The organism is Arthrobacter sp. 10L424 (assembly GCF_056395325.1).
Genome location: NZ_JBFTJH010000003.1, coordinates 493,628 through 518,949, shown reverse-complemented (window position 1 = coordinate 518,949; position 25,322 = coordinate 493,628). Strand labels below are relative to the sequence as shown.

Genomic DNA, 25,322 nt, shown 5'->3' with positions numbered 1-25,322 from the left:
CGGCCGGCCCTGACCACTTCGCCTGGGGCTTCCTAGGATGGGCAGATGCCGCGCCGCCATCCGGGAATTCCGCCCAGTGCTGATCAGAGCCGGGTCGATCCGGGCCGCACCGGCCGGAGGCTGTCTGCTGCCGTCGGGTCCGGGACCGGCCTGCTCGCCGAGGCGTCGGTGGCTTCTCTTAGTGCGGGAAGCGTCGAGCCCGGCCCGGATGATTCGCCGGCGCAGAGCCATATCCGGTGGCGTACGGGCCGGCGCGCCGCCGCGCTGCTGTGCGTGGTGGCCGCGCTGTTCCTCGGCTGGTTCTGGTGGCAGGCGGTGAACGCTACAAGCGAGGTCAGTCCGTTGGGTTCTGTCACGGCGGCGGAACCCGGCGACGTGCCCGCCCCGGAACCGGAAACCGGAGCGGGCCCCGCTCCGGACGACTCTCCCGGCGGGCCGGCGGGGGACAGCGGCGGAAACCTTATTATCGTGCACGTAGCCGGTGCGGTGGTTCGTGCCGGAATCGTGGAGTTGCCGCAGGGGAGCCGGCTGCACGAGGCCATCGCGGCGGCGGGAGGCGGCGCCCCGGACGCGGACCCGAACCAGCTCAATCTCGCGGCCGTACTCGAGGATGGACAGAAGGTCCTGGTGCCCCGGCAAGGGGAAACCGTTCCTGCCGGGTCAGCCCCGACCGTTGATTCCGGCGCCCCGGGCGGCCCGGCTGGCGGTGGAAACGGAACCGCTCCGGCGGAAGGAAAGATCAACCTGAATACGGCCGGTGCCGACGAGCTGGCAACCCTTCCGCGCGTGGGTCCAGTACTGGCGCAGCGGATTGTGGAGTGGCGCGCCGAGCACGGCCGCTTCCAGCGGGTAGAGGAGCTGGACGCCGTGGACGGGATCGGACCCAAAATGCTCGCAGCGCTGCTGCCCCTGGTTCGGGTCTGAGGGCGGAGGTCGACATGGAACGGCACAGCCGGTGGCAGCCGTACGTTGACGCCGCCGTCACCCGGACGCCCGCCGTCAGCGGGGAGGGTGGGTCCGCCCGTTCGTCCTTCGTCGCCCGGACGCCCGGGACCAGGCAGTCACAGCCCGAGCCGCCGCGTGCCGTCCGTCAGCGCGGCAGGTTGCGGCTCCGTGACCGGCTCCCGCCATTGGCCCTCCCGCACCGCGCCATCCCGGCGCGGGAGGAGAGGCTCCGCCGGACTGATGTGCGGCTGGTCCCCTCTGCAGCGCTGGTATGGGCCACGGCTTCTGCCGGACATTACCTTCACCCCGCAGCGCTGGCGGCCGTCTGCATGACCTTTCTGGCCGGCGCGGGGCTCCTCCTGCTGTGGGCATCATCCGGCAGCAGGGCCGGTGGCAGGGCCGGTGGCGGGGCCGGCAACGTGGCGCGGCGGCACCGTGGTCCGCCACGTCGAAGTTTCCTCGCGACAATGGCCGTGGCCCTGCTCCTCTCCGCGGCAGCGGGCGGCCACGCCGCCGTCGACTCCTCCCGGCGGCACGACGGCGCCGTGGCCGCAGCCGCCGCTGCGCATGCGGCGGTCGTCGCCGAGGTGGAGGTAACGGGTGCGCCGCGGGGACTCAGGACGCCGGGAAGATCCGGGCTCGCGGACCGGTGGGCGGTGCCGGCGGCCCTGATCGAAATGAACGTTGCCTCAAACCGCGTGAGAGCATCGGTCAAGCTGCTGGTCATAGGCGGTGCCGGCTGGGAACATGCCGTGCCCGGGCAGCGGCTACGCACCACCGGGAAACTCAAGCCTGCCGCACAGGGCCAGGCTGAAGCGGCCGTCCTCTCGGCAAGTTCTGCCCCGCTCCCGCTCGGCACGCCCGGGCCCTGGCAGAGCGGCCCCGGTGAACTCCGCGGCCACTTCACTACTGCCGCGGGGCAATTCGGAGGTGACGCCCGAGGACTCCTCCCGGGAATGGTCACCGGCGATACCGGCTCCCTGGACGCCGAGCTGGAGGTGGCCATGAAATCCGTCGGGATGACCCACCTGACGGCGGTCAGCGGCGCCAACTGCAGCCTCATCCTCGGCGCCCTGCTGCTGGCCGCGCGCAGCCTGCGGTTCAGCCGGGCGTTCGCGGCGGTCCTCGGCCTCGCGGGACTGGGACTGTTCGTTTTGATGGTCGGTCCGGACGCCAGCGTCCTGCGGGCCGCCGTGATGGGCGCCATTGGGCTGGTGGCCCTGGCGGGCGGGCGGCCGGGCCGGGGCTTGAGCTTCCTGTGCCTCGCTGTGATCGTGCTGGTGTTGGCCGAACCGGCGCTGTCCACCAGCTTCGGGTTCCTGCTGTCCGTGCTTGCGACCCTCGGCATCGTCGTGACGGGGCGGCCGATCATGAGGTGGTTCCCTCCCGTGGTGCCTCGCTGGCTGGCCGCCGGAGTCGCCGTTCCGTTGTCCGCGCAGACCTTCTGCGGGCCGGTGATCGTGATGCTCCAGCCGCAGTTCTCGAGCTACGCCCTGCCCGCCAACATGGCAGCCGCCGTCCTCGTCGCCCCGGTCACGCTGCTGGGGACCGCCGCCGTGCCGGTGGTGCCGCTGGCCCCGGCCCTCGCCGCCGTGCCGCTGGGTATCGCCGCGGCCTTCGCCACCGGGGTCGGAGCAATCGCCCGCTTCTTCGCCGGGCTGCCCGGCGCCGTGTTGCCGTGGCCGGAAGGTGCCTTCGGTGCCGCCACCATGGCGCTCCTCTCCGCCTGCACCATCGCAGCCTGGTGGTTGCTCTTGCACCCCGCCCGCACGGTAGGCCTGGCGCTGGCGGCCCACAGCCGGACGGTGGCATTGCTCGAGGCAGTGACCTTGCTCAGGAGGGCGAGATCGCTCAACCGGACGCCGCGGTACTCCAACGGCCATCGGGTGCCGCGGGGAAGGCGCCGGGCCGGCTTGGTGCACCGTCCAGGCCGTGGCACGCTTAGAGTCTGCAAACAATCTTCCGGGAGGAAACCTCAGTGGCTGCTGCCCAGACCCAACGCACCCGGCCAGCGGCGTCGAACACCGCCACCTGGCGCGACGTGACCCCGGCCGCCGTCGTGCTGGTTGGCGGGCCGGAGGACTATCTGGGGTCCCGCGCCATGGACCGCATCCGCGCCCAGGTCCGCGCGGCCGCCCCCGACGTCGAAGTCACCAGGCTCAACGCGGGCAGCTACGAGCCCGGCGCCCTCGCTATGAACGTCAGTCCTTCCCTCTTCGGCGAGCAAAAGCTCCTCGAGGTGGAAGGCCTCGAGGCTATGAACGACGCGTTCCTGGCCGACGGGCTCAAGTACCTCAAGCAGCCCGAACCGGACGCCGTGCTGGTCCTCCGCCACAGCGGCGGTGTGCGCGGGAAGAAACTCCTCGACGCCGTCAAGGCCGGCGGCTGGCCGGTGGTGGACTGCCAGCCCCTGAAGAAGGACGCAGACAAGATCGCCTTCGTCACCTCCGAGTTCAAGGCCGCGTCCCGGCGCATCGATCCGGAGGCAGTGCACGCGCTTGTCAACGCTGTCGGCGCCCACCTGGCCGAGTTGGCCGCCGCCTGCAGCCAGCTGATCGCCGACGCCTCCACCGGAGTGGATTCGGCAATGGTGGACCGGTACTACGGCGGCCGGGTGGAGGCCACCGCCTTCAAGGTCGCTGATGCCGCAATGGCCGGGAATGCTCCGCTGGCGCTTTCCACCCTCCGCCACGCCCTCGATACCGGAGCGGACCCGGTACCGCTGGTCGCCGCCCTGGCATCGAAGCTGCGCACCCTTGCCAAGGTCGCCGGAGCTCAGGGTTCCTCGGGCCAGATCGCCAAGCAGCTGGGCATGCAGCCCTGGCTTGTCGAACAGGCGCAGCGGGAAGTGCGGCGCTGGACACCGGAGGGGCTTGTCCGTTCCATTCAGGTGACCGCCGAGGCTGATGCCCAGGTCAAGGGGCTGTCCCGGGATCCTGTTTACGCCGTGGAACACGCCGTGACGGTGATTGCGACGTCAGTGCGGCGCTGAGCCGGATATGTGACGCCCGTTCCGCGCGTGGCGGCTGTGTTGGAGTTGTGGGACACGCCGCTGCCACCGGTCCCAACGCCACCGGTCCCAACGCCTGCGTACCCGCCCGGATCCGTCAACGGCGCACCCGATAGCGCAGGTGAAGCACCCGGTTGCCCTGGATCACCACGTCAGGATCCTCCAGCAGGTGCTGCGCGTGGACCGACCCGAAGTAGCGCTTGCCGGACCCGAACACGAAGGGTGCAACGTCCATGCGCACCTCGTCGACCAGGCCCGCGGCAAGCACCTGGCCGCCGACGTCGCCGGCAGCGACCTCGACGATGTGCTCACCCGCAAGCTCCTGCGCCTTGGCCACGGCAGCCTCGACGCCGTCGACGAAGTGAAACGGCGCCTCGGGGTCCCAGCCCGCAGGCTCCGGCCGGTGCGTCACGACGACCACGTGGCCGACCCCGCTCGGAGGCTTCCCGTCCCAGCCGTCCGTCATGTCGAAGATGTGGCGGCCGACGACGGTCGCCCCGATTTGGTCCCAGTAGGGCCGGGTGTAGTCGTAGGACGTCTGCGACACCTTCAACTCGCCGCTCTCGTCCAACGGCACGTCACCGCTGGACAACCAGTCGAACAGGGGGCCGGGCTGGTCGTTCTCGTCCGCGATGAAGCCGTCCACGGACACCGAGCTGTACATGACAACCTTGCCCATGGGGCTCTCCTTTGCTGTGGGGTGCCCCCAGATTAGCGGCTCGTCGCGGTTCGTGGCGGGCTGACCTGCTCACTCACGTTTGTTCTGCAACCCGCAGTCGGCGGGTTACAACGCAGCTTAACTGGAAGTGGCCGGCACCCGAGGGTGCCGGCCACAATCATCAGTTCAAGTGAACTGGAAACCTTTAGAGCGCGTTGACCTTCTTGGAGATGGCCGACTTGCGGTTTGCAGCGTTGTTCTTGTGGAGAACGCCCTTGCTGACAGCCTTGTCCAGCTTGCGGCTGGCAGAAAGCAGTGCGGCAGCCGCAGCATCCTTGTCGGTGGACTCAACGGCGGTGTTGACGGCGCGGATGGCCGTCTTCAGCTCGGACTTGACTGCGTTGTTGCGCAGACGGGCCTTCTCGTTGGTGAGGATGCGCTTCTTCTGGGACTTGATATTAGCCACGTGTGAACTCTCTTTTTCAATGCGGAAAATGGTCTAGAGGGCTTTCAGATTGGCCATTGACTGAGCGGCGTGGGGATACCTATGGCGACCAACCATCTGTGGCCGTCGACCTGCACGGACACACAGCTGTCAATAGTAGCAGAAACGCCGCCGCAGGCACGAACAGAGTGGCGATCCAGCGTCGGGTCAGCGCCAGCCGTGGCGGGACTGCAGGGCGGCGGCGATCACACTGAAGCGACCGGCGTCGAGAATGGCCCCCTCGCGCCGGACGTCCCGGGGGTTGATCTGCAGGATGCGGTCCAGCTTGGCTTCGCTGGGGCGCCATTGCCGGTCCCACGGTCCGGTGCCGATATCGACGTAATCGTCCGCGCGCCGCGCATCGCCGTCGTGGTCCTTGCTGGTCAGCATGAGCCCGAGCAGGTAGCTGCCGCTCGCGCCGACCAGCAGTACCGGACGGTCCTTGCCCTGCGAGTAGTCCTCTTCATAGGGAACCCAGGTCCAGACGACCTCGCCCGGTTCGGGGCGGCCGTTGGGGGAGGGCGCATAGCTGACCTTGGCTTTCCCGTGAAAATCGCCGGGGTACTTGCTGGACAGTCCGACGGCGGCCCCGCCCCCGGTACCCGGGCGGCCGCCGGACTTCGGGCCCTTGGCCTTCGTGCCGGACCCGCGCGGCGCGGAGACGGGCCGCCCTTCCAGGAAGCGCAAGGTGCTGCGGATTGCATTGCCGATAGAGCGGAGGTTCCAAGCCATGGGGAAACCATACCGGCACCTTCCGGCAGAAAGGTGGGCGGCTGCGGTGGGGATGGCGGGCCGCGGGACAGCCGCGCCGGGCTGGGGCCGAGGTGCAGCCCGGGAGGCCACGCGCAGGACAGACCGAAAAAATGCGGTCCGCAACGGAAATCCGGGATGCCAACCCAAGGGGCCGGACGTGGGAGACTATACGGAGAGAAAGGCGGCACGGCGCAGGATGGGAAACCAGCCCGGCGCCCGGTCCGTGGAAAAGCCAACAGTAAGGACCCTGCGTGTCTCCCATGGCCCGCACCGCCCCGGTGCCCGCCGCAACAGATCCGGCCATCATCCGGAACTTCTGCATCATTGCGCACATTGACCACGGCAAATCCACACTGGCCGACCGGATGCTCCAGTACACCGGCGTTGTCCAGTCCCGTGACATGAAGGCCCAGTACCTGGACCGCATGGACATTGAGCGCGAACGCGGCATCACCATTAAGTCCCAGGCCGTCCGTATGCCCTGGGAGCTCGACGGCACCAGCTACGCGCTGAACATGATCGACACTCCCGGGCACGTCGACTTCACCTATGAGGTCTCCCGCTCGCTTGCGGCCTGCGAAGGCGCCGTACTGCTGGTGGATGCGGCCCAGGGCATCGAGGCCCAGACCCTCGCCAACCTCTACCTGGCGATGGAAAACAACCTCACGATCATCCCGGTCCTGAATAAGATCGACCTCCCCGCAGCCCAGCCCGAGAAGTACGCCGCGGAACTCGCCAACCTGATCGGCGGAGACCCCGACGACGTGCTCCGCGTCTCCGGCAAAACCGGCATGGGCGTCGAGGCACTGCTGGACAAAATCGTCCGCGACCTGCCGGCCCCCGAGGGCGACCCGAACGCCCCGGCCCGGGCCATGATCTTCGACTCCGTCTACGACACGTACCGAGGCGTGGTCACGTACGTCCGCGTGGTGGACGGCAAGCTGCACCCGCGCGAACGCATTCAGATGATGTCCACCCGCGCCACGCACGAACTTCTCGAAATTGGCGTCAGCTCACCGGAACCCACCCCCTCCAAGGGCCTCGGCGTCGGCGAAGTGGGCTACCTCATCACCGGCGTGAAGGATGTCCGCCTGTCCAAGGTGGGCGACACCGTCACCAACCTGGCCAAGCCGGCCTCCGAGTCGCTTCCCGGCTATGCGGACGCCAAGCCGATGGTCTTCTCCGGCCTGTATCCCCTGGACGGCACTGACTATCCGGTGCTCCGCGATGCGTTGGAGAAGCTGATGCTCAACGACGCCGCGCTGGTTTACGAGCCGGAGACATCGGCCGCCCTGGGCTTCGGCTTCCGTGTGGGCTTCCTGGGGCTGCTGCACCTCGAAATCACGCGTGAGCGGCTCGAACGCGAATACAACCTGGACCTGATTTCCACCGCCCCCAACGTGGAATACGAGGTGACGCTGGAGGACAAGAAGCTCGTCCACGTCACCAACCCCAGCGAGTACCCCACGGGCAAGGTCGCGGAGGTCCGCGAGCCGATGGTAGCCGCGACCATCCTGGCGCCGAACGAGTTTGTCGGCGCCATCATGGAACTGTGCCAGAGCCGGCGCGGCGTCATGGGCGGCATGGATTACCTCTCCGAAGACCGGGTGGAAATCCGCTACCGGCTGCCGCTGGCCGAAATCGTCTTCGACTTCTTCGACATCCTCAAGTCCAAGACCCGCGGTTACGGCTCGCTGGACTGGAAAGCCGACGGCGACCAGGTGGCGGACCTCGTCAAGGTGGACATCATGCTCCAGGGCGAACAGGTTGACGCCTTCTCCGCCATCACACACCGTGACAAGGCCTACGCCTACGGTGTGATGATGACCACCAAGCTCCGCGAGCTCATTCCCCGCCAGCAGTTCGAGGTGCCCATCCAGGCTGCCATTGGCTCCCGGATCATCGCCCGCGAAAGCATCAGGGCCATCCGCAAGGACGTGTTGGCGAAGTGCTACGGCGGCGACATCTCCCGCAAGCGAAAACTGCTGGAGAAGCAGAAGGAAGGCAAGAAGCGCATGAAGATGGTGGGCCGCGTCGAGGTTCCCCAGGAAGCGTTTATTGCCGCCCTCACCACGGACGAGTCCAAGGACAAGGCCAAGAAGTAGCGGTGCCCGTGATAACTGTCCAAAAGCAAGCGGGACCCGACCGTGCCTAGCGCCCTTCCGCTGGGGGACCCGGCGCCGCCGGACGGGCTGCTGCCCGGACAAGCGCTGGAAGGCGCCGCATCCAGGGCTTTCGGGCTGTACGTCCATATCCCGTTCTGCGCGGTGCGCTGCGGCTACTGCGACTTCAACACCTACACGGCCACGGAGCTCGGCGGCGGGGCGTCCCAGGACGCCTATGCCGGCACGGCCGTCGCGGAGGTCGACTTCGCGGCAGCAGTCCTGAAGACCAGCGGCCTGCCGGCACGTCCGCTCAGCACGGTCTTCTTCGGCGGCGGCACGCCCACGTTGCTCCCGGCCGAGGACCTTGCCCGGATCCTCACCGCCGCCATCGGCGCCTGGGGTCTGGAGCCGGGCGCCGAGGTGACCACCGAGGCCAACCCGGATTCCGTTACCCCCGAATCCCTGCAACTGCTGGCCGACACAGGCTTCACAAGGGTGTCCTTCGGGATGCAGTCGGCCGTCCCGCACGTGCTGAAGGTCCTGGACCGCACCCACACGCCCAGCCGCGTGCCCGAAGTGGTGCAGTGGGCGCGTGATGCGGGCCTCGCGGTCAGCCTCGACCTGATCTACGGCACGCCGGGGGAGTCGCTGGAGGACTGGCGCTACTCGCTGGAGACGGCGCTGTCCTACGGCCCCGACCACATCAGCGCCTACGCGCTGATCGTCGAGGAGGGCACCAAGCTTGCCGCGCAGATCCGCCGCGGAGAAGTCCCCGGCATCGACGACGACGACCACGCCGACAAATACGAACTCGCCGACGAACTCATCTCGGCGGCAGGGCTGTCCTGGTATGAGGTCAGCAACTGGTCCCGCACCCCGGAGCAGGCCTGCCGGCACAACCTCGCCTACTGGCGCGGCGACGACTGGTGGGGCATCGGACCCGGGGCGCACTCCCACGTGGGCGGCGTGCGCTGGTGGAACGTCAAGCACCCCACCGCCTACGCCAACCGCCTCGGATCGGGGCTCTCGCCGGCTGCCGGCCGGGAGACCCTCGATTCACAGACCCGCAACATGGAGCGCGTCATGCTGGAGGCCCGCCTGAATTCCGGGCTGGACATCGCCAGCCTCGGCGGACTGGGTGACACCGGTCGCCACGCCGTCGCCGGACTCATCGCCGACGGCCTGATTGACCCGGCGTCGGCGTTCCACGGCAGCCTCGTGCTGACACTCAAGGGCCGGCTGCTCGCCGACGCCGTGGTTCGCAGGATCCTGCCGGATTAGGAGTCCGGAGGACTATACCGAAAAAGCCGGCCGCTGCCCTGAGGGCAACGGCCGGCTTTCCTGTTTGGATCGGGCGGCTTGGGCCCGTGACCGGTTCCGGCGGGACGGCTACTTAATCCAGCGGAGGTTGAACTCATAGCGGTGCGGCTGGCCGCGGTTGACGTGGATACCGGCCGCGACGGAGAAGCACGTGACGGCAATCCAGATAACCGTGGCGAGGACGGCGAAGATGTTGCCCACCACCGGTACGAAGACCAGCAGGTTGCAGAGCACCGCTGCGATCGTGGGCGGCAGCGTGAAGTTCAGGGCTTCCTTGGACTCCTGGGCCGTGAACGGGCCGCGGTCCCTGAAGATCAGGTAGATCAGCAGCGAGGGGACGCAGCCGAGGATGCCGCCGAAGTGGGCCAGGGTGGCCCACTGACGGTCCTCGTTCGCCGTCAGGGGCAGAGCATTTGCCGGAACGCCATGGTACGGGGGCTGGCCATGGCCGGCCTGGTTGCCGTTTTGTTCGCGTGCGTCATCTGCCACGGTGTCGTCCTTCGGATTGCTGTGGTGCGTTGCTGCCTGGGGGTGCCAGGGCTGCGCCGGGAGCGCAGCCGCCGTTCCAAGAATACTTGCTTCGGCGCGGAATCGCGGATCGGCCCGCTGGCGGGGGCGCCCGGACAGGCTCCTCAGGGAACGGTGAGGAAGTCGATGACCTCCTCCACCCGGCCCAGCAGGGAGGGTTCCAGGTCGGCGTAGCTGCGGACCGCGCCGAGGAGTTTTTGCCAGCCCAGCCCGATGTCCTCCTTGGTGCTGTGCGGCCAGCCGAAAGCCATCAGGATGCCCGTCTTCCAATCCACGCCGCGGGGGATCACCGGCCACTTCTCGATCCCCAGCACACCGGGCCGGATCGCCTGCCAGACGTCCACATAGGGGTGGCCGACGATCAGCACGTTGCCGGCCGCCCCGGGCGATGCCATGACGGCGTCGGCGATCCGGGACTCCTTGGAATCGGGGACCAGGTGGTCCACCAGGACACCCAGCCGGCGCCCGGGGCCGGGCCGGAAGGCGGCCACGGCCCCGGCGAGGTCGTCGATGCCGTGCAGCGGTTCGACGACGATGCCCTCCACCCGGAGATCGTCACCCCAGACCTTCTCGACGAGTTCGGCGTCGTGCTTGCCTTCCACCCAGATCCGGCTCGCCTTGGCGACCTGCGCGCGCTGGCCCGCCACCCGGACGGAGCCGGAAGCTGTTCTGCTGCCGGCGGCGGCCGCAGCGGCCCGGGGTGCGGGCGGCATCAGCCGGATCGGCTGTCCGTCCAGCAGGAAGCCGAAGCCGAGCCGGAAGGAGCGGGACTTGCCGCGGCGGTCCTCCAGGGCGACGACGTGCATCCCGCCGGACTTCTCCACCCGGGTCACGGCGCCCACCCAGCCGGACTGCACATCTTCGAGGACCATGCCGCGTTCCACCGGCACCTCCGGAAGCTGGGCCTTGGCGGGGGCGGACAGGTCCTGGGGGCCCCAGTTCTGGTACGACATCGGTTCCACACTGCTTTGTGATCGGTTTGCTATGGCGGGCTGTGCCCGAAAACACTTGCCCCGGGAAGAACGCCCGGAGCGAATCCAATGCTAACAACGCGGCGACTCATATTAGACTGGTTAGCACTTAGGCATGTCGAGTGCTAACCAACATGCCGTGTGCCAGCAGAGCGTGCGGTGCGGCCGGCGAACGGCGGCACCGGATGCGGGACAGTCGAAGGGAGGTGGAGCGTGAGCGAACCACGCAAACTCGAAGTGCTGCGCGCCATCGTGGAGGACTACGTCCATTCACGGGAACCCGTCGGCTCGAAAGCCCTTGTGGAACGGCATCACCTGGGCGTATCCAGTGCCACGATCCGCAATGACATGGCAGCCCTGGAGGATGAGGGCCTCATCACAGCGCCGCACACGAGTGCCGGCCGCATCCCCACCGACAAGGGCTACCGGCTCTTCGTGGACCAGATTTCGGCGGTGAAGCCGCTCTCACCGGCAGAACGCCGCGCCATCCAGGCCCTGCTGGAGGGTTCCGACGACCTCGACGATGTCCTGGACCGGACAGTCCGGCTGCTCGCGCACCTGACAAACCAGGTCGCCGTCGTGCAGTATCCGCATCTCAGCCGCGCCAAGGTCCGGCACATCGAATTCGTCCTGCTGGCGCCCCGCAAGGTGCTTATGGTGCTGATCGCGGACACCGGCAAGGTGGAACAGCGGGTCATTGACGTGGGGCAGGACTTCGGCGACGAGGCCCTGGCTGAACTCCGCACGCGGTTCCTCGGCGGCCTCGCCGGGACGCCGCTGAACCTGTTGCCGCAGTCACTGCAGTCCGTGGTTGGCAGTTGCCCGCCCGCGCGGCGCGCCGCAGCCCAGGCACTGGCCCGCGGCCTCGAGGCGCTGGCCACGAGCAGCCGCGAGGAGCGCATGGTCATGGCCGGAACCGCCAACCTCGCCCGCTCCAACGTGGACTTCCCGCTGAGCATCGGCCCGGTACTGGAAGCCCTCGAGGAACAGGTGGTCATGCTCCGCCTGCTGAGCGACATGGCCGCGGACCCGCGGGGCGTGACGGTCAGCATCGGCCGGGAGAACCCGTACGTGGGGCTCGCCGAGGCCTCCGTGGTGGCGACCGGTTACGGTCCGGACGCGACGGCGAAGGTCGGCGTGCTGGGTCCCACCCGGATGGACTATCCCACCACCATGGCCGCCGTCCGTGCGGTGGCCCGCTACCTTTCAAGGATTCTCGGCCCCTGACGGACGGCACACCGCGCCCGTCCAGACATTCTGACACCAGACTTCTTGCCCCTAACAGGCAGTGCCCCACCGGCAGTACAAAAAGGAAGAGATACAACTTTGAGCAGCCATTACGACGTTCTTGGAGTCTCCCGCGAAGCTACGGGCGAAGAGATCAAGAAGGCCTACCGCAAACTGGCGCGGACCCTCCACCCGGACGTGAACCCCGGGGATGACGCTTCGGACCGGTTCAAGGCGGTCACGCACGCCTACGAGGTCCTGTCCGATCCGCAGAAGCGCCGGATCTACGACACCACGGGCAACGAGAACGGCACCGACAACGGTTTCGGCGGCGGCAGCTACTCCGGCCAGGGCTTCGCGTTCCAGGACATTTTCGAGACCTTCTTCGGCGCCGGCGGCCAGGCCGGACCGGCCTCACGGGTCCGCCGCGGCCAGGACGCCCTGATCAGCGTCCGGATCGACCTCCGCGACGCCGTGTTCGGCGTCAACAAGAAACTCGAAGTCGACACGGCTGTCACCTGCCCCACGTGTGAGGGCTCATGCTGCCGTGAAGGCAGCCACCCGGAACGCTGCGACATCTGCGGCGGCAGCGGCCAGGTCCAGCGCGCCGTCCGTTCCATCCTCGGCCAGGTCATGACCGCAGCGCCCTGCGGTTCCTGCGAGGGCTTCGGCACTGTCATCAAGGACCCCTGCAACGAATGCGCCGGCCAAGGCCGGATCCGCAGCCGGCGCTCCCTGACGGTCAAGGTCCCTGCCGGCGTCGCCACCGGCACCCGCATCCAGCTCTCCGGCCAGGGCGAGGCCGGCCCTGCCGGCGGCCCCGCCGGCGACCTCTACGTGGAGATCCGGGTCAACAACGACGCCACGTACGTGCGCGACGGCGACGACCTTCACGCCAGCCTCAACATCCCCATGACGGCGGCGGCGCTGGGCACCGAGCTCACCCTCGACACCTTCGACGGCCAGCAGGAGATCGACGTCAAGGCGGGCACCCAGTCCGGTGAGGTCATTACGCTGCGCGGGCTCGGCGTCACCCACCTGCGCGGCTACGGCCGCGGCGACCTCAAGGTCCACCTTCAGGTGGACACCCCCGCCAAGCTCGACGCCGCCCAGGAGGACCTGCTCCGCCAGCTCGCGAAGCTGCGCGGTGAGCAGTTCACCGAAGGGAAGCTCGCAGCGAGCGGCGGGGTCTTCGCGAAGCTTCGGGACCGGCTCGGTAACCTGTAGCGGTGAGCAACCCGGTCTTTTTCACTGCCCCCGGCACTTTGGACGGGCTGGTTCCCGGTTCCGACTTCGTTCTCGACGGACCTGAAGCCCGCCATGCCGTCACGGTGAAGCGTCTTGCCGTGGGGGAGCCTGTGGACATCGCCGACGGCGCCGGCAAGCGCCTGACCGGCGCCGTCGCCGCCGTCGCCCCGAATGAGCTGACGGTGCATTGCTCCGGGCTCTTCGAGGAGCCCCGGCCAGCGGTGCGGCTGGTCCTCGTCCAGGCTCTCGCGAAAGGCGACCGGGACGAGCTCGCGGCCGAGACCGCCACCGAGCTGGGAATCGACGCGGTTGTGCCGTGGCAGGCCGAACGGTCGATCGTCCGCTGGAAGGCCGAGCGTGCGGCGAAGGCGCACGCCAAGTGGCAGTCGGTGGTCACGGCAGCGGCGAAGCAGGCCAGGCGGGCATGGATCCCGGAAGTTCGCTCCGCCGTCGACGGCGCCGGGCTGCAGGCGGCGGTGGCCGCCGCGGACCTCGCGATCATCCTGCACGAGGACGCCGTGCGTCCGCTGCGCGAGGTGCTGGGGGCCTGGCAGGCCGACTCCGCTGGTGAATTGCCTGTTGCTGACTTGCCTGCTGCCGACCTGACCGAGGGCGACGGGTCCCGCGGGGGCCGCGAGGTGCTGCTGATCGTGGGTCCCGAGGGCGGCATCAGCCCGCGCGAAGTGACCAGGCTCTGCGACGCCGGCGCCGTGACGGCCCTGCTGGGACACCATGTGCTGCGGTCGTCCACGGCGGGCCCCGCCGCGACGGTCCTCGCCAGCGATATTCTGGGCCGCTGGTAGCCCGGGACCGGCTTAAGAAGCAATCGACTGCTCCCCACCGGCACCCTCCCCACCGGCACCCTCGCCTCGCAAACTCGGCCAGGGAACCCTGGCGGAGTGGGCCCACACCGCCGTTCTGAGCGTTCAGGAGGGCCGTTACGGGGCCGCGGACGGGTTCGGGCAGGGGTCGGGCTACTTGACCGTGAACCCGCGGGTGTCGACGTTCAGTTCGCCGGCCGGGTTGCCGGCCTCAAGCTGGGACACCCTGACCTCGTAGTTGCCAGGCCCGAGGTTTACCGAGAGGCTGAAGGCACCCGATTGGCCGGCCTCGGCGGAGGCGGTGACCGTACCTTTCAGGTAGCTGGTCTTGATGCTGCCGTCGATCCGCAGGATCTCCCACCGGAGCTCGCCTCCCGGAGCTGTGCTGCGGCCGGAGACCTTGACGGCGCCGTCCGCGAGGGAGGTACCTTCCTGGGGATCAATGATCCAGACCGGGGCGACCATCCCGGTGCTGCGCGAGGTCGGGGCGCCGAGGCGGACGTGGTTGAAGGCGACGTAGTCGGTGTGACCGTCCACGAGCACCACCACCTGGATCTGCTGGCCGGAGTCGATCAGCCCGGCGCTGGCGGCGGCCGCCGTCGCGGTGTACACGAGCTGCTGGACCGCGCGCTCGGCCATGGCAGGATCCACATTGCTGTTGAATGCGTCCGCGGACATGTCGACGGTGATGACGTTCTTGCCCGAGATGGAGGACGCCAGCTTCTTGGGGTTCTGCCAGGGCGTGAAGAAGTCCGGATCGAGCGGCTTCTGCGACATCATCACGCGAAGCGCCCGGGTGACCGGGTTGTCCTGTTCCGGGACGTCACGGAACTCCCGGTAGAGGAACGTGTTGTCATTGCTCCGGCCGATCCAGTAGACCGGCGCCTTGTTGGAAGCCTGCGTGGTCTCCAGCGGCGCACTCGTGGTCGCCGCCGATGCCTGGGCGGACATCACCTGCGAGGGAGTGTTGGAGTTCGTGATGCCGGGCTGGGGAGTGGCCACACAGCCGGACAGGACAAGCGCAGCGGGCAGCATCAGCAGCAGCATGCGCGGTCGTATCCGCGCGCCTGCTGCTGTTGTCTGTCCGATCCCGCGTCGTCTGATCGCCGCTGCCCTTATCTGCTTGGTGTTCGTGTGCCGGCGTTTGTCTGCCGGTGTTGCCGGTCCATGCGCCAGCAGCCGGGCTGCAAGCGCCGTGCCGGTGGCCAATTTCCAGCATGGCACACGGGTCCGGCACGAATCCGGGGATTCGGCCGGCGGGCCGGAACTGCAACGGGAACGATATGAGGCCGATGCGAAGTTGATACCTAAATCCGGAAACGAAGTCAGAATCACAGTCAGAATCACAGCCAGAAGCACAGCCCGAAAACGCAGCCAGACACGCAGTCATGAACGCAGTCATAAACACAGCAGACACCGGGGCCGAGGCTGGCTCGACAAGCCGTCAGGCCGGCGGCATACGCAGCCAGTCACTGGCGTAAGATAAAAGGACCCGCTGACACCCGGAACCGGAAGGTGCGAACCGCCTTCACAGACAAGCACCGTCGGGCCGGATCAGCGGGCAGACCATTTCCGAACTGGAGGGGACCAGAGGCCCGCGGGCCAACACCATGACTGAAGCAGCGAACGGCAAGGCCCGGACCAGCGCTGGAGAGCGCTCCGCAGGTGAATTCCCCCACTCCCTACCAGGGCTGCGGACGGAGGTAGTCCTGTTCGACAGCTCCGATCAGATGGTCCAGTCCCTTGGCAGTCATGACGAAGCCCTGCGCTTCATTGAGGCACAGTTCCCGGCCGTCGACTTCCACGTGCGCGGCAACGAGCTCGCCATCAGCGGGCCGGCCGCCGACGTGCCCAGGATCATGCGCCTGCTCAACGAGGTCCGTGGCCTCGTGGCCAGGGGCACCATCATCACGCCCGCTGTCCTGCAGCAGCTGGTGTCAATGCTCCGGACCCAGTCCCTGCAGAACCCGGTTGAGGTGCTCACGCACAACATCCTTTCGAGCCGCGGCAAGACCATCCGGCCGAAGACGCTGAACCAGAAGAACTATGTTGACGCGATTGACGACAACACAGTGATCTTCGGCATCGGGCCGGCGGGTACCGGCAAAACGTACCTGGCGATGGCGAAGGCCGTCCAGGCGCTGCAGCAAAAAGAAGTCTCGCGGATCATCCTGACCCGTCCGGCCGTCGAGGCGGGGGAGCGGCTCGGATTCCTGCCTGGCACGCTCAGCGACAAAATCGACCCGTACCTGCGCCCGCTCTACGACGCCCTGCACGAGATGATGGACCCCGAATCCATTCCGCGGCTGATAGCGGCCGGGACCATCGAGGTCGCCCCGCTGGCCTACATGCGCGGACGCACGCTCAACGACGCCTTCATCATCCTGGACGAGGCACAGAACACCACTCCGGAACAGATGAAGATGTTCCTAACCCGCCTGGGCTTCGGCTCCAAGATGGTGGTCACCGGTGACGTCACGCAGGTGGACCTGCCCTTCGGCACCCGGTCCGGGCTCCGGATCGTGGAGGAAATCCTCCAGGGCATCGATGACGTCAACTTCACTGTCCTGGACGCCTCCGACGTCGTCCGGCACCGCCTGGTCGGCGACATCGTCACCGCCTACAGCGTGTGGGACGAGATCCAGAGGAACCGGGTCAAACATTCCGTTGCCCGTGACAAGCGGGGAGAAGGCGCATGAGCATCGAGGTCAACAACGAATCCGGCGTGACGGTCGACGAGGCCCAGCTGGTGCAGCTGTCCCGGTTCATTTTCGAACGCCTCTTCATCCACCCCCAGGCCGAGCTGTCCATCCTGCTTGTGGACGAGCCGGCCATGGAGAAGCTGCACATCGAACTGATGGACGAGCCGGGCTCCACCGATGTGCTGTCGGTGCCGATGGATGAGCTGACGCCCGGCACGCCGGACAAGCCCACGCCCCAGGGCATGCTCGGCGACATCGCTATCTGCCCGCAGGTCGCGGAGGTCCAGGCGATGAACGCCGGCCATACCACCCAGGACGAGATGCTGCTGCTCACGACGCACGGCATCCTGCACCTGCTCGGCTTCGATCATGCCGAACCGGAGGAGAAGGAAGAGATGTTCGGCCTGCAGCGCGAACTGCTCTCTGCCTTCACCGGCAAAGACGCGCCGTCAGAGACGATTCAGTGACGCCACTGATCCTCGCCGGAATGGCGCTGGTTTTCCTGAGCTTTGCCGCATTCCTGACCGCGGCCGAATCTGCTTTCAACTACCTGTCCCGGCACGATGCCGAGGCTGCGATCCTGCAGAGCCGCGGCGCCGCGCTGAAGCGCATCATGGCACAGCCCGTGGCGCACATGCGTGCCCTGCGATTCTGGCGCATCTGGTTCGATATGGCCTCCGCCGTCGCCGTGACGGTGTTGCTGACCAGCCTGCTCGACAACATCTGGCTCGCGGGGCTGATCGCCACCGGAATCATGGCGCTGCTGGGATTCGTGATTGTGGGCGTCTCCCCCCGGCAGCTCGGCCGGGTGCACTCGGCCGGCCTGGTCCGCTTCAGCGCCCCCCTGATCCGCTGGCTGTGCTGGGTGCTGGGGCCGATTCCCGGTTGGCTGGTCGCACTGGGCAGCGCCGTGGCCCCCGGGGCTCCGGCGGACAACGAGGCGTTCTTCAGCGAAGAGGAATTCCGGGAGCTGGTGGACCGCGCCACCGAGTCCGACGTGATCGAGGACAACGAAGCCGAGCTGATCCAGTCCGTCTTCGACTTCGGCGACACCCTGGTCCGCTCGGTCATGGTGCCACGCACCGACATCCTGAGCATCGACTCCGGTTCCAGCCTGCACCGGGCGATGTCGCTGTTCCTGTTGTCCGGCTATTCCCGGATCCCGGTGATCGGCGAGAACACGGACCAGGTCCTGGGCATCGTGTACCTCAAGGATGTGGCCGCCGTCCTCCATAACCTTGGCCCGGGCGAGGAGCCCCCGGTTGTTGACGAACTGGCCCGCGACGTCCGCTACGTGCCGGACTCGAAGCCGGTGAGCGAGCTGCTGCGGGAGCTGCAAAAGGAATCGACGCACGTCGCGATCGTCATCGACGAGTACGGCGGCACCGCCGGACTGGTCACCCTCGAGGACCTCATCGAGGAGATCGTCGGCGAGATTGTCGACGAGTACGACACCGAGAGCGCGGAAGCGGTGGAACTCGGCGACGGAAGCTACCGGGTCAGCGCGCGGATGAGCATCGATGACCTCGGCGAGCTCTTCGACCTGGAGCTCGACGACGACGAAGTGGACACCGTGGGCGGCCTGCTCGCCAAAGCCCTCGGCCGGGTCCCGATCGTCGGCAGCACGGTCGTCGTCCACGGGCTGTCCCTCCGTGCCGACCGGCTCGAGGGCCGGCGGAACCGCGTCAGCCACATCATTGCGGCCGCGGTACTAAAAGAAGAAACTGACCTTGAAGACCTTCTCGACGAGGCCGCACCAATCCAACAGGGAGTCTCACGTGAGCAAGCAGAATAAGTCCGACGCCGAAGCGGCCCATGGCGGCTACCGCGCCGGTTTCGCGGTGCTGGTCGGGCGGCCCAACGCGGGCAAGTCCACCCTCACCAACGCCCTGGTCGGCCAGAAGGTCGCGATTACGTCGGCCAAGCCGCAGACCACGCGCCACACGATCCGCGGCATTGTGCACCGCGAGGACGCACAGCTGATCCTGGTGGATACGCCGGGCCTGCACCGCCCGCGCACCCTGCTGGGGAAGCGGCTGAACGAACTGGTCGCCGACACCCTCGCGGAAGTCGACGCCATCGGCTTCTGCCTGCCAGCCAACGAGAAGATCGGCCCCGGCGACAAGTTCATCGCCGCTCAGCTCGCCGCCATCGGGAACAAACCGGTGATCGCGATCGTGACGAAGGCGGACACGGTGGACCGCCAGGCCCTCACGGAGCAGCTGCTCGCCGTCGCCGCCCTGGGCCGGGAAGTCCTGGGCGAAGAAGGCTGGAAGGACATCGTGCCGGTGTCAGCCACCGACGGCTTCCAGGTCGACACGGTCGCGGACGTGCTGATCGGCCACATGCCGCTGTCGCCGCCGTTGTACCCGGACGGTCACCTGACGGACGAACCGGAGGCCGTGATGATCGCCGAACTCATCCGGGAGGCCGCGCTGGAAGGCGTCCGCGACGAACTGCCGCACTCCCTGGCCGTCGTCGTCGATGAGATCGTTCCGCGGGAGGGCAGGCCGGAGGACCGGCCGTTCCTCGACGTCCGCGTGAACCTCTACGTGGAGCGCCCTTCCCAGAAGGCCATCATCATCGGCAAGGGCGGTGCCCGGCTCCGCGAGGTCGGCACCACCGCGCGCAAGGGGATCGAGGCGCTGCTCGGCGCCCGCATCTACCTCGATCTGCACGTGAAGGTCGCCAAGGACTGGCAGCGTGATCCGAAGCAGCTTGTAAAGCTCGGTTTCTAGGGGCACCCCGAACCCTGGCGGCGCCCGCGCCGCTCCCACGGAGCCGGCCATCGGGGATTTCCCAGATTCGGACTCTAAAATGGATGAACCCGTTCGTGAAAGTAGGCTCAACTGTGTCCCGACCCCGTGAAGACCGCGCAGGCGGAACCGGATCCCCGGTTCGGTCAGGTTCTGCTGCCCGGCACACGGATGATCCCGCCGTCGGACCGGCACGGCATCTGGGTGTGGCCCGCGGCATGCCCGGCTGGCTGAAAATCGGGACGGCTGTGGTGTCCATCCTTCTGGTTGGTGTCATCGCCTTTGGCGCCTACTGGGCGGTCCGGCTGCAGGGAAACATCAGCAAGGCCGCCCTCGGCGCCGGCGGCGAAAAGACCGAAGGCGCGGTGGACAATTCGCGGGACAGGTTGCAGATCCTGATTCTCGGCTCCGACACCCGCGACGGGAAGAACTCGCAGTACGGCGGGGCCAGCGACTCCACCGGCTACGGGCATTCGGACGTCATGATGCTCTTGGACATCTCGGCAGACAACAAGCGCGTCAACGTGGTGAGCTTCCCCCGCGACCTGCTGGTGGACATGCCGAAATGCACCGACCAGGAATCCAAGAAGGAATTCCCGGCGCAGAAAAACGTGATGATCAACGCTGCCATGTCCGAGGCCGGGATTGGCTGCGCCGTGGACACCGTCAACAAGCTCACGGGCCTGGAAATCGACCATTTCATGATGGCCGACTTCAATTCGGTCAAGGAACTCTCCAACACCGTCGGGGGTGTCGACGTCTGCATCAGCGACGCCGTCTACGACCCGGATTCGGGGCTGCGGCTCCCGAAGGGAACGTCCAAGGTCCAGGGCGAGCAGGCGCTGGCGTTCCTGCGCGCACGGCACGCCTTCGCCGACGGCGGCGACCTCGGCAGAATCAAGGGGCAGCAGGGGTTCCTGTCCTCGTTGGTCCGCAAGATCAAGGACGACGGCACGTTGAGCAACCCCGCCAAGACGCTCCAGATCGCGGACGTCGTCACCAGGAACCTGACCATTGACGAGGGCATGGCCTCCATTCCGACCCTGCTGACCGTCGGGAACCGGCTGAAGGACATCGACGTCAGCAAGGTCGCGTTCGTGGCGGTGCCGACGGTGCCTGCGGCCAGCGACCCGAACCGGCTGCAGATGGCCGAGCCTGCCGCTTCGCAGCTCTTCGCCGCGATGCGCAAGGACGTTGACCTGACGGACCCGACGGCGACGCCGAGCCCGTCCACGTCCGCGAGTGCCAGCGCCGAGCCGGCCCCGAGCGAGACGGCCGCCGCCTACGACAAGACGCTGCAGCCGATCACGGTGGCGAACGGATCCGGGACTCCGGCACGGACCCAGGAAATCATCAAGGCCCTCACCGCCGGCGGCTTCACCCAGCTCGGCCAGCTCGCGGCCAGGCCGGTAGCGGCCACCGCGGTGTACTACGGCACAGGCTTCGCCGACGTTGCCGCCGACGTTGCCGCGCTGCTGGGGATTCCGGCGACGCAGGTGTTGCCGGCCGCCGGCGTCTCCGGCGTCCAGGTCTACCTGGGCAGCGACCTCGTGGGAGGCAACCCGGGCGGGGACGCCCCGGTGGCATTGCCCAAAGATATCGTGAACCAGACCGCCGGCGACGTCGTCTGCCAGCAGGCCAACCCGTTCCTGATCACCCGCTGACACGGCCCGTCAACAAAGGACCTGGCAGCGTAAGGCCCGGCAGCGTAGAGCCGCCCAACGAAGAAGGGCCGGCCGCGGGAAATGCTCCCGCGGCCGGCCCTTCTTGGTTACCCGAGACGGTCTCCTACCAAATGCTGACCCGCTCGGCGGCGGGCATCCACATGCCGTCCTGCTCCGCGGTACCGAAGGCCTCGTGGAAGGCATCGAGGTTCCTGGCGATCTGGTTGGTGCGGAACTCGTTGGGCGAGTGCGGATCGGTGGCGAGCCTGCGGATGGCTTCCTCGCTCCGCATGACCTGCCGCCAGCCGGCAGCCCAGGACGCAAAGAAGCGCTGGACCCCGGTCAGGCCGTCCAGGACCGGCGGCTCCTGGCCGTCGAGGCTGATGAGGTAGGCCTTGTACGCGATCGCCAGGCCGCCGAGGTCGCCGATGTTTTCGCCCAGGGTCAGTTTGCCGTTGACGTTGTGTCCCGGCGCCGCGGTGGGGGAGAGCGCATCGAACTGGGCCACCAGCTTCGAGGTCAGCGCCTCGAAGGCGGTGCGGTCGTCCTCCGTCCACCAGTTACGGAGCAGGCCGCTGCCGTCGTACTGGGAGCCCTGGTCGTCGAAGCCGTGGCCGATTTCGTGGCCGATGACGGCGCCGATGCCGCCGTAATTGACGGCATCGTCGGCGTCGGCGGTGAAGAAGGGCGGCTGCAGGATGGCGGCAGGGAACACGATTTCGTTGAGCAGCGGGTGGTAGTACGCATTCACCGTCTGCGGCGTCATCAGCCACTTCTCCCGGTCCACCGGCTTGCCCACCTCATCGAGGTGCCGGTCGACGTCGGCGCTGTGCGCGCGCTCCACGTTGCCCAGCAGGTCCGACGGATCGATCTCCACGGCGGAGTAGTCAATCCACTTGTCCGGGAAGCCGATCTTGGCCCGGAAGGAATCCAGCTTCTTCAGCGCCTCATGCTTGGTGTCCTCACCCATCCAGGCCAGGCCCGTGATGGATTCGCGGTAGGCCTCGATCAGGTTCGCGACCAGCGACTCCATACGCGCCTTGTGGGTATCCGGGAAGTGCCGGGCAACATAGATCTGGCCGACCGCCTCGCCGAGCGCGGCCTCGACGACGGCGACCCCGCGCTTCCACCGGTCCTTATTGCGCGGCGTGCCGCTGAGGGTGGTGCCGTAGAAGGCGAAGTTCGCATCGACAAACGCCGCGGACAGGTACGGGGCGGCCGCGCTGATGACCCGCAGGGCCAGCCATTCCTGCCAGGCGGACAGCGGCTCGGAGTCCAGCAGCGACGCCGCCCCGGCAAAGAAGTCCGGGGTGCTCACCACAAGGTCCGCACGCTTCTCCGGTGCGATTCCGGCGGCGTCGAACCACGTGGTGAGCAGCGGGAAGAGCTGCGCCGCCTCGTCGGCGGTCTTCAGGTTGTACGTCTTCTGCGGGTCACGCAGCGTGACTTTGTCCCAGTGGTGCGAGGCCAGCGCGGTCTCCAGCGCCACTACCCGGCCCGCCGCTTCCTCCGGGCCGGCGACACCGGCCAGTCCGAAGACCGCCTGCACGTGTTCCTTGTAGGCCTGGACCATCGGAGCGAACTTTTCTTCGCGGTAGTACGACTCATCCGGCAGGCCGAGGCCGCCCTGGCCGGTGTAGAGCAGGATCCGGTCCGGGTTTCCGGCGTCGGGGGCGGGATAGATGTAGAACAGGCCGCCCACGTCCGCGCGGAACAGGCGGCCGGACAGTGCCACGATGTCGGCGGCCGACTCCGTGGCGAAAACTTCGGCGAGCCGCTGCCTGATCGGGTCCAGGCCCTTGGCCTCCACGGTTGCCTCGTCCAGGAAGCTGTTGTAGAGGTCCCCGACCTTCTGCTCGATCCCGGTGGACTCGGCGCCGCGGGCCGCCGCGTCCTCGATGATCTCCTTCACCGCGAGTTCCGAGCCGTCCCGCAGCGCCGTGAACGTCCCCTCCAGGGGACGGTCATCCGGAATCTCAGTGCTCTTGAGCCAGGCGCCGTTGACATGCTGGTACAGGTCATCCTGCGGCCGGATGCTGGAGTCGATATTGGACAGGGCGATCCCCGAAAGTGGCACAGATGCTCCTTTGAGAGGCAGCCCGGCGCCGTCTTGTTACGGGTCGCCGGTCTGCATGGTGGACGTTGCGGAGGTATGGCTCCTTCATCTTACGCACCCGTGTTACTGTGAAATGGTGCGCGCAGAACTGCTCCTTCTTAGCTGCCGCGGCGAGGCCTCAGACGCGATCTAGCGCAAGGCCCACCCTCGCTGCGGAGTTTGTGTTGCCCGGCCACCCTTTCACCAGGAATCACAGAAAAGGCCCCGATTGTAATGCGAAACGCACAGAAGCCCTCAGGAATGCCCGTCCACCGCTACGTCCCGTTCCAGGACATCATCACTGTCGAACTGCCGGACCGCACCTGGCCGGACAAGGTCATCACCAAGGCCCCGCGCTGGTGCGCCGTGGACCTGCGTGACGGCAACCAGGCCCTGATCGATCCGATGAGCCCCGCCCGCAAGCTGAAGATGTTCCAGCTGCTGGTCCGGATGGGCTACAAGGAAATCGAGGTCGGTTTCCCCTCCGCGTCGCAGACCGACTTCGACTTCGTCCGGCAGCTGATCGAGGGAAACCATATCCCGGACGACGTCACCATACAGGTCCTGACCCAGGCCCGCGAGCACCTGATCGAGCGGACCTACGAGTCCCTCGTCGGCGCCAAGCAGGCCATCGTGCACCTGTACAACTCGACGTCGGTCCTGCAGCGCAGGGTCGTCTTCAACCAGGACGAAGACGGCATCCTCGACATCGCCCTGCAGGGCGCGCGGCTGTGCAAGAAGTACGAGGAGACCCTGCAGGACACCCACATCACCTACGAGTACTCGCCGGAATCGTTCACCGGGACCGAACTGGAGTATGCCGTCCGGGTCTGCAACGCCATCGCCGATGTGTTCGAGGCCTCCGCCGACAGCCAGGTCATCATCAACCTGCCCGCTACGGTGGAAATGGCCACCCCCAACGTCTACGCCGACTCGATCGAGTGGATGAGCCGCAACCTGCACCCGCGGGAGGGCATCATCCTCTCCCTGCACCCGCACAATGACCGCGGCACCGGCGTGGCGGCCGCGGAACTGGGCTACCTGGCGGGCGCGGACCGGATCGAAGGCTGCCTGTTCGGCAACGGCGAGCGGACCGGCAACGTCGACCTGGTGACCCTGGGCCTGAACATGTTCGTCCAGGGCGTCGACCCGATGATCGACTTCTCCGACATCGATGAGGTCCGCCGCACCGTGGAGTACTGCAACCAGCTGCCGGTGGCCGAGCGCGCACCCTACGGCGGAGACCTCGTCTTCACCGCGTTCTCCGGCTCGCACCAGGACGCCATCAAGAAGGGGCTGGAAGCCCTGGAGAAGGACGCGTCCGCCGCAGGCAAGGACGTGGCCGACTACCCCTGGCAGGTCCCGTACCTGCCGGTCGACCCGAAGGACCTGGGCCGCAGCTACGAGGCCGTCATCCGGGTCAACTCCCAGTCGGGCAAGGGCGGCGTCGCCTACCTGCTGAAGAACGAGCACAACCTGGACCTGCCGCGCCGCGCGCAGATCGAGTTCTCCGGCGTCATCCAGAAGCAGACCGACACCATGGGCGGCGAAGTCAGCGGCGCCCAGCTGTGGCAGGTCTTCCAGGACGAATACCTGCCCTCCGGTGCGGCCGACGAGCAGTGGGGACGCTACGCCCTGGGCCCGTTCGGCACCGAAACGGACGAAGACGGCTCCATGACGCTGCACGCCGCACTCAAGATCGACGGCAGCCAGGTCCACCGCACCGGCACCGGCAATGGTCCGATCGCCGCCCTGCTGAGCATCCTGCGCGAAGACGGCGTCGACGTCCGGGTCCTGGACTACAGCGAACATGCCCTGTCCGAAGGCGGCAGCGCCCTCGCCGCGGCCTACGTCGAATGCGCCGTGGGGGAGCGGGTACTGTGGGGCGTCGGGATCGACGCCAACACGTCCACGTCCTCGCTCAAGGCCGTCATCTCTGCCGTGAACCGGGCCATCCGGGACGCCCGCGCCTAACCTGTCAGCCGCTGCGCCGCCGGAGCATCCGGCGGCGCAGCGCTGTTCCTCCTGAAAGGCA

The 25,322-nt window shown here is 67.5% G+C and carries 21 protein-coding genes; 14 read left to right on the top strand and 7 right to left on the bottom strand.

Annotation, left to right across the window (positions count from 1 at the left end; genetic code table 11):
* Window positions 1-45: 45 nt before the first annotated feature.
* Genes AC1DC5_RS07975 through holA form a run of 3 tightly spaced genes read left to right on the top strand, consistent with a single transcriptional unit; the run spans window position 46 to window position 3,937 of the window.
* A complete protein-coding gene (locus AC1DC5_RS07975; protein ID WP_476864765.1) occupies window positions 46-924 on the top strand; it encodes a ComEA family DNA-binding protein in 879 nt (292 codons plus the stop codon).
* Between the two features lie 14 nt (window positions 925-938).
* The gene (locus AC1DC5_RS07970; RefSeq protein ID WP_476864764.1) at window positions 939-2,990 is read left to right on the top strand and encodes a ComEC/Rec2 family competence protein; all 2,052 of its coding nucleotides are present in this window, start codon (window positions 939-941) and stop codon (window positions 2,988-2,990) included.
* Window positions 2,924-3,937: a DNA polymerase III subunit delta gene (gene holA, locus AC1DC5_RS07965; RefSeq protein WP_476864763.1), complete on the top strand. Its 1,014-nt coding sequence runs from the start codon at window positions 2,924-2,926 to the stop codon at window positions 3,935-3,937. The genes AC1DC5_RS07970 and holA overlap by 67 nt, the downstream gene beginning before the upstream one ends.
* Before the next feature lie 115 nt (window positions 3,938-4,052).
* Here the strand turns inward: holA and AC1DC5_RS07960 are convergent, their stop codons facing one another.
* From AC1DC5_RS07960 to AC1DC5_RS07950, 3 genes are all read right to left on the bottom strand, one after another.
* Window positions 4,053-4,634 carry a dihydrofolate reductase family protein gene (locus tag AC1DC5_RS07960; protein WP_476864762.1) on the bottom strand — a complete coding sequence of 194 codons (582 nt, stop codon included), beginning with the start codon at window positions 4,632-4,634 and terminating at the stop codon, window positions 4,053-4,055.
* A 184-nt stretch (window positions 4,635-4,818) separates the two neighbouring features.
* Complete coding sequence (gene rpsT / locus AC1DC5_RS07955) at window positions 4,819-5,079, bottom strand: 30S ribosomal protein S20 (RefSeq protein ID WP_024365662.1); 261 nt, start codon at window positions 5,077-5,079, stop codon at window positions 4,819-4,821.
* Between the two features lie 186 nt (window positions 5,080-5,265).
* Window positions 5,266-5,829 (bottom strand): type II toxin-antitoxin system PemK/MazF family toxin, encoded by a 564-nt coding sequence (locus tag AC1DC5_RS07950; protein ID WP_441404166.1) that lies wholly within the window; start codon window positions 5,827-5,829, stop codon window positions 5,266-5,268.
* 272 nt (window positions 5,830-6,101) lie between these two features.
* On the opposite strand from AC1DC5_RS07950, the gene lepA reads away from it, so the two are divergent.
* Window positions 6,102-7,955 carry a translation elongation factor 4 gene (gene lepA / locus AC1DC5_RS07945; RefSeq protein WP_441404165.1) on the top strand — a complete coding sequence of 618 codons (1,854 nt, stop codon included), beginning with the start codon at window positions 6,102-6,104 and terminating at the stop codon, window positions 7,953-7,955.
* A gap of 42 nt (window positions 7,956-7,997) precedes the next feature.
* Window positions 7,998-9,236, top strand: a complete 1,239-nt coding sequence (hemW, locus tag AC1DC5_RS07940) for a radical SAM family heme chaperone HemW (protein WP_441404164.1) — start codon at window positions 7,998-8,000, stop codon at window positions 9,234-9,236.
* A 108-nt stretch (window positions 9,237-9,344) separates the two neighbouring features.
* Here the strand turns inward: hemW and AC1DC5_RS07935 are convergent, their stop codons facing one another.
* Entirely contained in the window at window positions 9,345-9,764 is a 420-nt protein-coding gene (locus tag AC1DC5_RS07935) for a DUF4870 domain-containing protein (RefSeq protein WP_476864761.1), read from the bottom strand.
* Between the two features lie 143 nt (window positions 9,765-9,907).
* Window positions 9,908-10,756: a DUF3097 domain-containing protein gene (locus AC1DC5_RS07930; protein WP_441404162.1), complete on the bottom strand. Its 849-nt coding sequence runs from the start codon at window positions 10,754-10,756 to the stop codon at window positions 9,908-9,910.
* Between the two features lie 231 nt (window positions 10,757-10,987).
* Here AC1DC5_RS07930 and hrcA point away from each other — a divergent pair, with 231 nt between their 5' ends.
* The 3 genes from hrcA to AC1DC5_RS07915 all read left to right on the top strand — a co-directional run bounded on the left by hrcA (window position 10,988) and on the right by AC1DC5_RS07915 (window position 14,052).
* The gene (gene hrcA / locus AC1DC5_RS07925) at window positions 10,988-12,001 is read left to right on the top strand and encodes a heat-inducible transcriptional repressor HrcA (RefSeq protein ID WP_441404161.1); all 1,014 of its coding nucleotides are present in this window, start codon (window positions 10,988-10,990) and stop codon (window positions 11,999-12,001) included.
* 99 nt (window positions 12,002-12,100) lie between these two features.
* On the top strand, window positions 12,101-13,228 hold the full coding sequence (gene dnaJ / locus AC1DC5_RS07920; RefSeq protein WP_441404160.1) for a molecular chaperone DnaJ: 1,128 nt from the start codon (window positions 12,101-12,103) through the stop codon (window positions 13,226-13,228).
* Window positions 13,229-13,230: 2 nt separating this feature from the next.
* On the top strand, window positions 13,231-14,052 hold the full coding sequence (locus tag AC1DC5_RS07915) for a 16S rRNA (uracil(1498)-N(3))-methyltransferase (RefSeq protein WP_441404159.1): 822 nt from the start codon (window positions 13,231-13,233) through the stop codon (window positions 14,050-14,052).
* A 171-nt stretch (window positions 14,053-14,223) separates the two neighbouring features.
* Here AC1DC5_RS07915 and AC1DC5_RS07910 read toward each other — a convergent pair whose 3' ends face one another.
* Window positions 14,224-15,117, bottom strand: a complete 894-nt coding sequence (locus AC1DC5_RS07910; protein WP_441404158.1) for a GerMN domain-containing protein — start codon at window positions 15,115-15,117, stop codon at window positions 14,224-14,226.
* Between the two features lie 563 nt (window positions 15,118-15,680).
* On the opposite strand from AC1DC5_RS07910, the gene AC1DC5_RS07905 reads away from it, so the two are divergent.
* From AC1DC5_RS07905 to AC1DC5_RS07885, 5 genes are all read left to right on the top strand, one after another.
* Window positions 15,681-16,769 carry a PhoH family protein gene (locus tag AC1DC5_RS07905; RefSeq protein WP_441404157.1) on the top strand — a complete coding sequence of 363 codons (1,089 nt, stop codon included), beginning with the start codon at window positions 15,681-15,683 and terminating at the stop codon, window positions 16,767-16,769.
* Window positions 16,766-17,239 (top strand): rRNA maturation RNase YbeY, encoded by a 474-nt coding sequence (ybeY, locus tag AC1DC5_RS07900; protein WP_441404156.1) that lies wholly within the window; start codon window positions 16,766-16,768, stop codon window positions 17,237-17,239. The genes AC1DC5_RS07905 and ybeY overlap by 4 nt, the downstream gene beginning before the upstream one ends.
* Entirely contained in the window at window positions 17,236-18,567 is a 1,332-nt protein-coding gene (locus AC1DC5_RS07895; RefSeq protein ID WP_441404155.1) for a hemolysin family protein, read from the top strand. The genes ybeY and AC1DC5_RS07895 overlap by 4 nt, the downstream gene beginning before the upstream one ends.
* Window positions 18,551-19,510: a GTPase Era gene (gene era / locus AC1DC5_RS07890; protein ID WP_476864760.1), complete on the top strand. Its 960-nt coding sequence runs from the start codon at window positions 18,551-18,553 to the stop codon at window positions 19,508-19,510. Before AC1DC5_RS07895 ends, era begins: the two co-directional genes overlap by 17 nt.
* Window positions 19,511-19,593: 83 nt before the next feature.
* On the top strand, window positions 19,594-21,192 hold the full coding sequence (locus AC1DC5_RS07885) for an LCP family protein (RefSeq protein WP_476864759.1): 1,599 nt from the start codon (window positions 19,594-19,596) through the stop codon (window positions 21,190-21,192).
* A 124-nt stretch (window positions 21,193-21,316) separates the two neighbouring features.
* On the opposite strand, the gene AC1DC5_RS07880 is transcribed toward AC1DC5_RS07885, so the two are convergent.
* Complete coding sequence (locus tag AC1DC5_RS07880; protein ID WP_441404152.1) at window positions 21,317-23,269, bottom strand: M13 family metallopeptidase; 1,953 nt, start codon at window positions 23,267-23,269, stop codon at window positions 21,317-21,319.
* Window positions 23,270-23,521: 252 nt separating this feature from the next.
* On the opposite strand from AC1DC5_RS07880, the gene leuA reads away from it, so the two are divergent.
* Complete coding sequence (gene leuA, locus AC1DC5_RS07875; RefSeq protein WP_441404151.1) at window positions 23,522-25,261, top strand: 2-isopropylmalate synthase; 1,740 nt, start codon at window positions 23,522-23,524, stop codon at window positions 25,259-25,261.
* Window positions 25,262-25,322 lie beyond the last annotated feature (61 nt).

What these genes read in the sequence shown, in the direction of transcription:
- AC1DC5_RS07975 (WP_476864765.1), top strand. Translation starts at nt 46, where the DNA reads ATGCCGCGCCGCCATCCGGGAATTCCGCCCAGTGCTGATCAGAGCCGG.
- AC1DC5_RS07970 (WP_476864764.1), top strand. Translation starts at nt 939, where the DNA reads ATGGAACGGCACAGCCGGTGGCAGCCGTACGTTGACGCCGCCGTCACC.
- AC1DC5_RS07960 (WP_476864762.1), bottom strand. Translation starts at nt 4,634, where the DNA reads ATGGGCAAGGTTGTCATGTACAGCTCGGTGTCCGTGGACGGCTTCATC.
- AC1DC5_RS07950 (WP_441404166.1), bottom strand. Translation starts at nt 5,829, where the DNA reads ATGGCTTGGAACCTCCGCTCTATCGGCAATGCAATCCGCAGCACCTTG.
- AC1DC5_RS07930 (WP_441404162.1), bottom strand. Translation starts at nt 10,756, where the DNA reads ATGTCGTACCAGAACTGGGGCCCCCAGGACCTGTCCGCCCCCGCCAAG.
- AC1DC5_RS07910 (WP_441404158.1), bottom strand. Translation starts at nt 15,117, where the DNA reads ATGCTGCTGCTGATGCTGCCCGCTGCGCTTGTCCTGTCCGGCTGTGTG.
- AC1DC5_RS07905 (WP_441404157.1), top strand. Translation starts at nt 15,681, where the DNA reads ATGACTGAAGCAGCGAACGGCAAGGCCCGGACCAGCGCTGGAGAGCGC.
- ybeY (WP_441404156.1), top strand. Translation starts at nt 16,766, where the DNA reads ATGAGCATCGAGGTCAACAACGAATCCGGCGTGACGGTCGACGAGGCC.
- AC1DC5_RS07885 (WP_476864759.1), top strand. Translation starts at nt 19,594, where the DNA reads ATGAACCCGTTCGTGAAAGTAGGCTCAACTGTGTCCCGACCCCGTGAA.
- leuA (WP_441404151.1), top strand. Translation starts at nt 23,522, where the DNA reads ATGCGAAACGCACAGAAGCCCTCAGGAATGCCCGTCCACCGCTACGTC.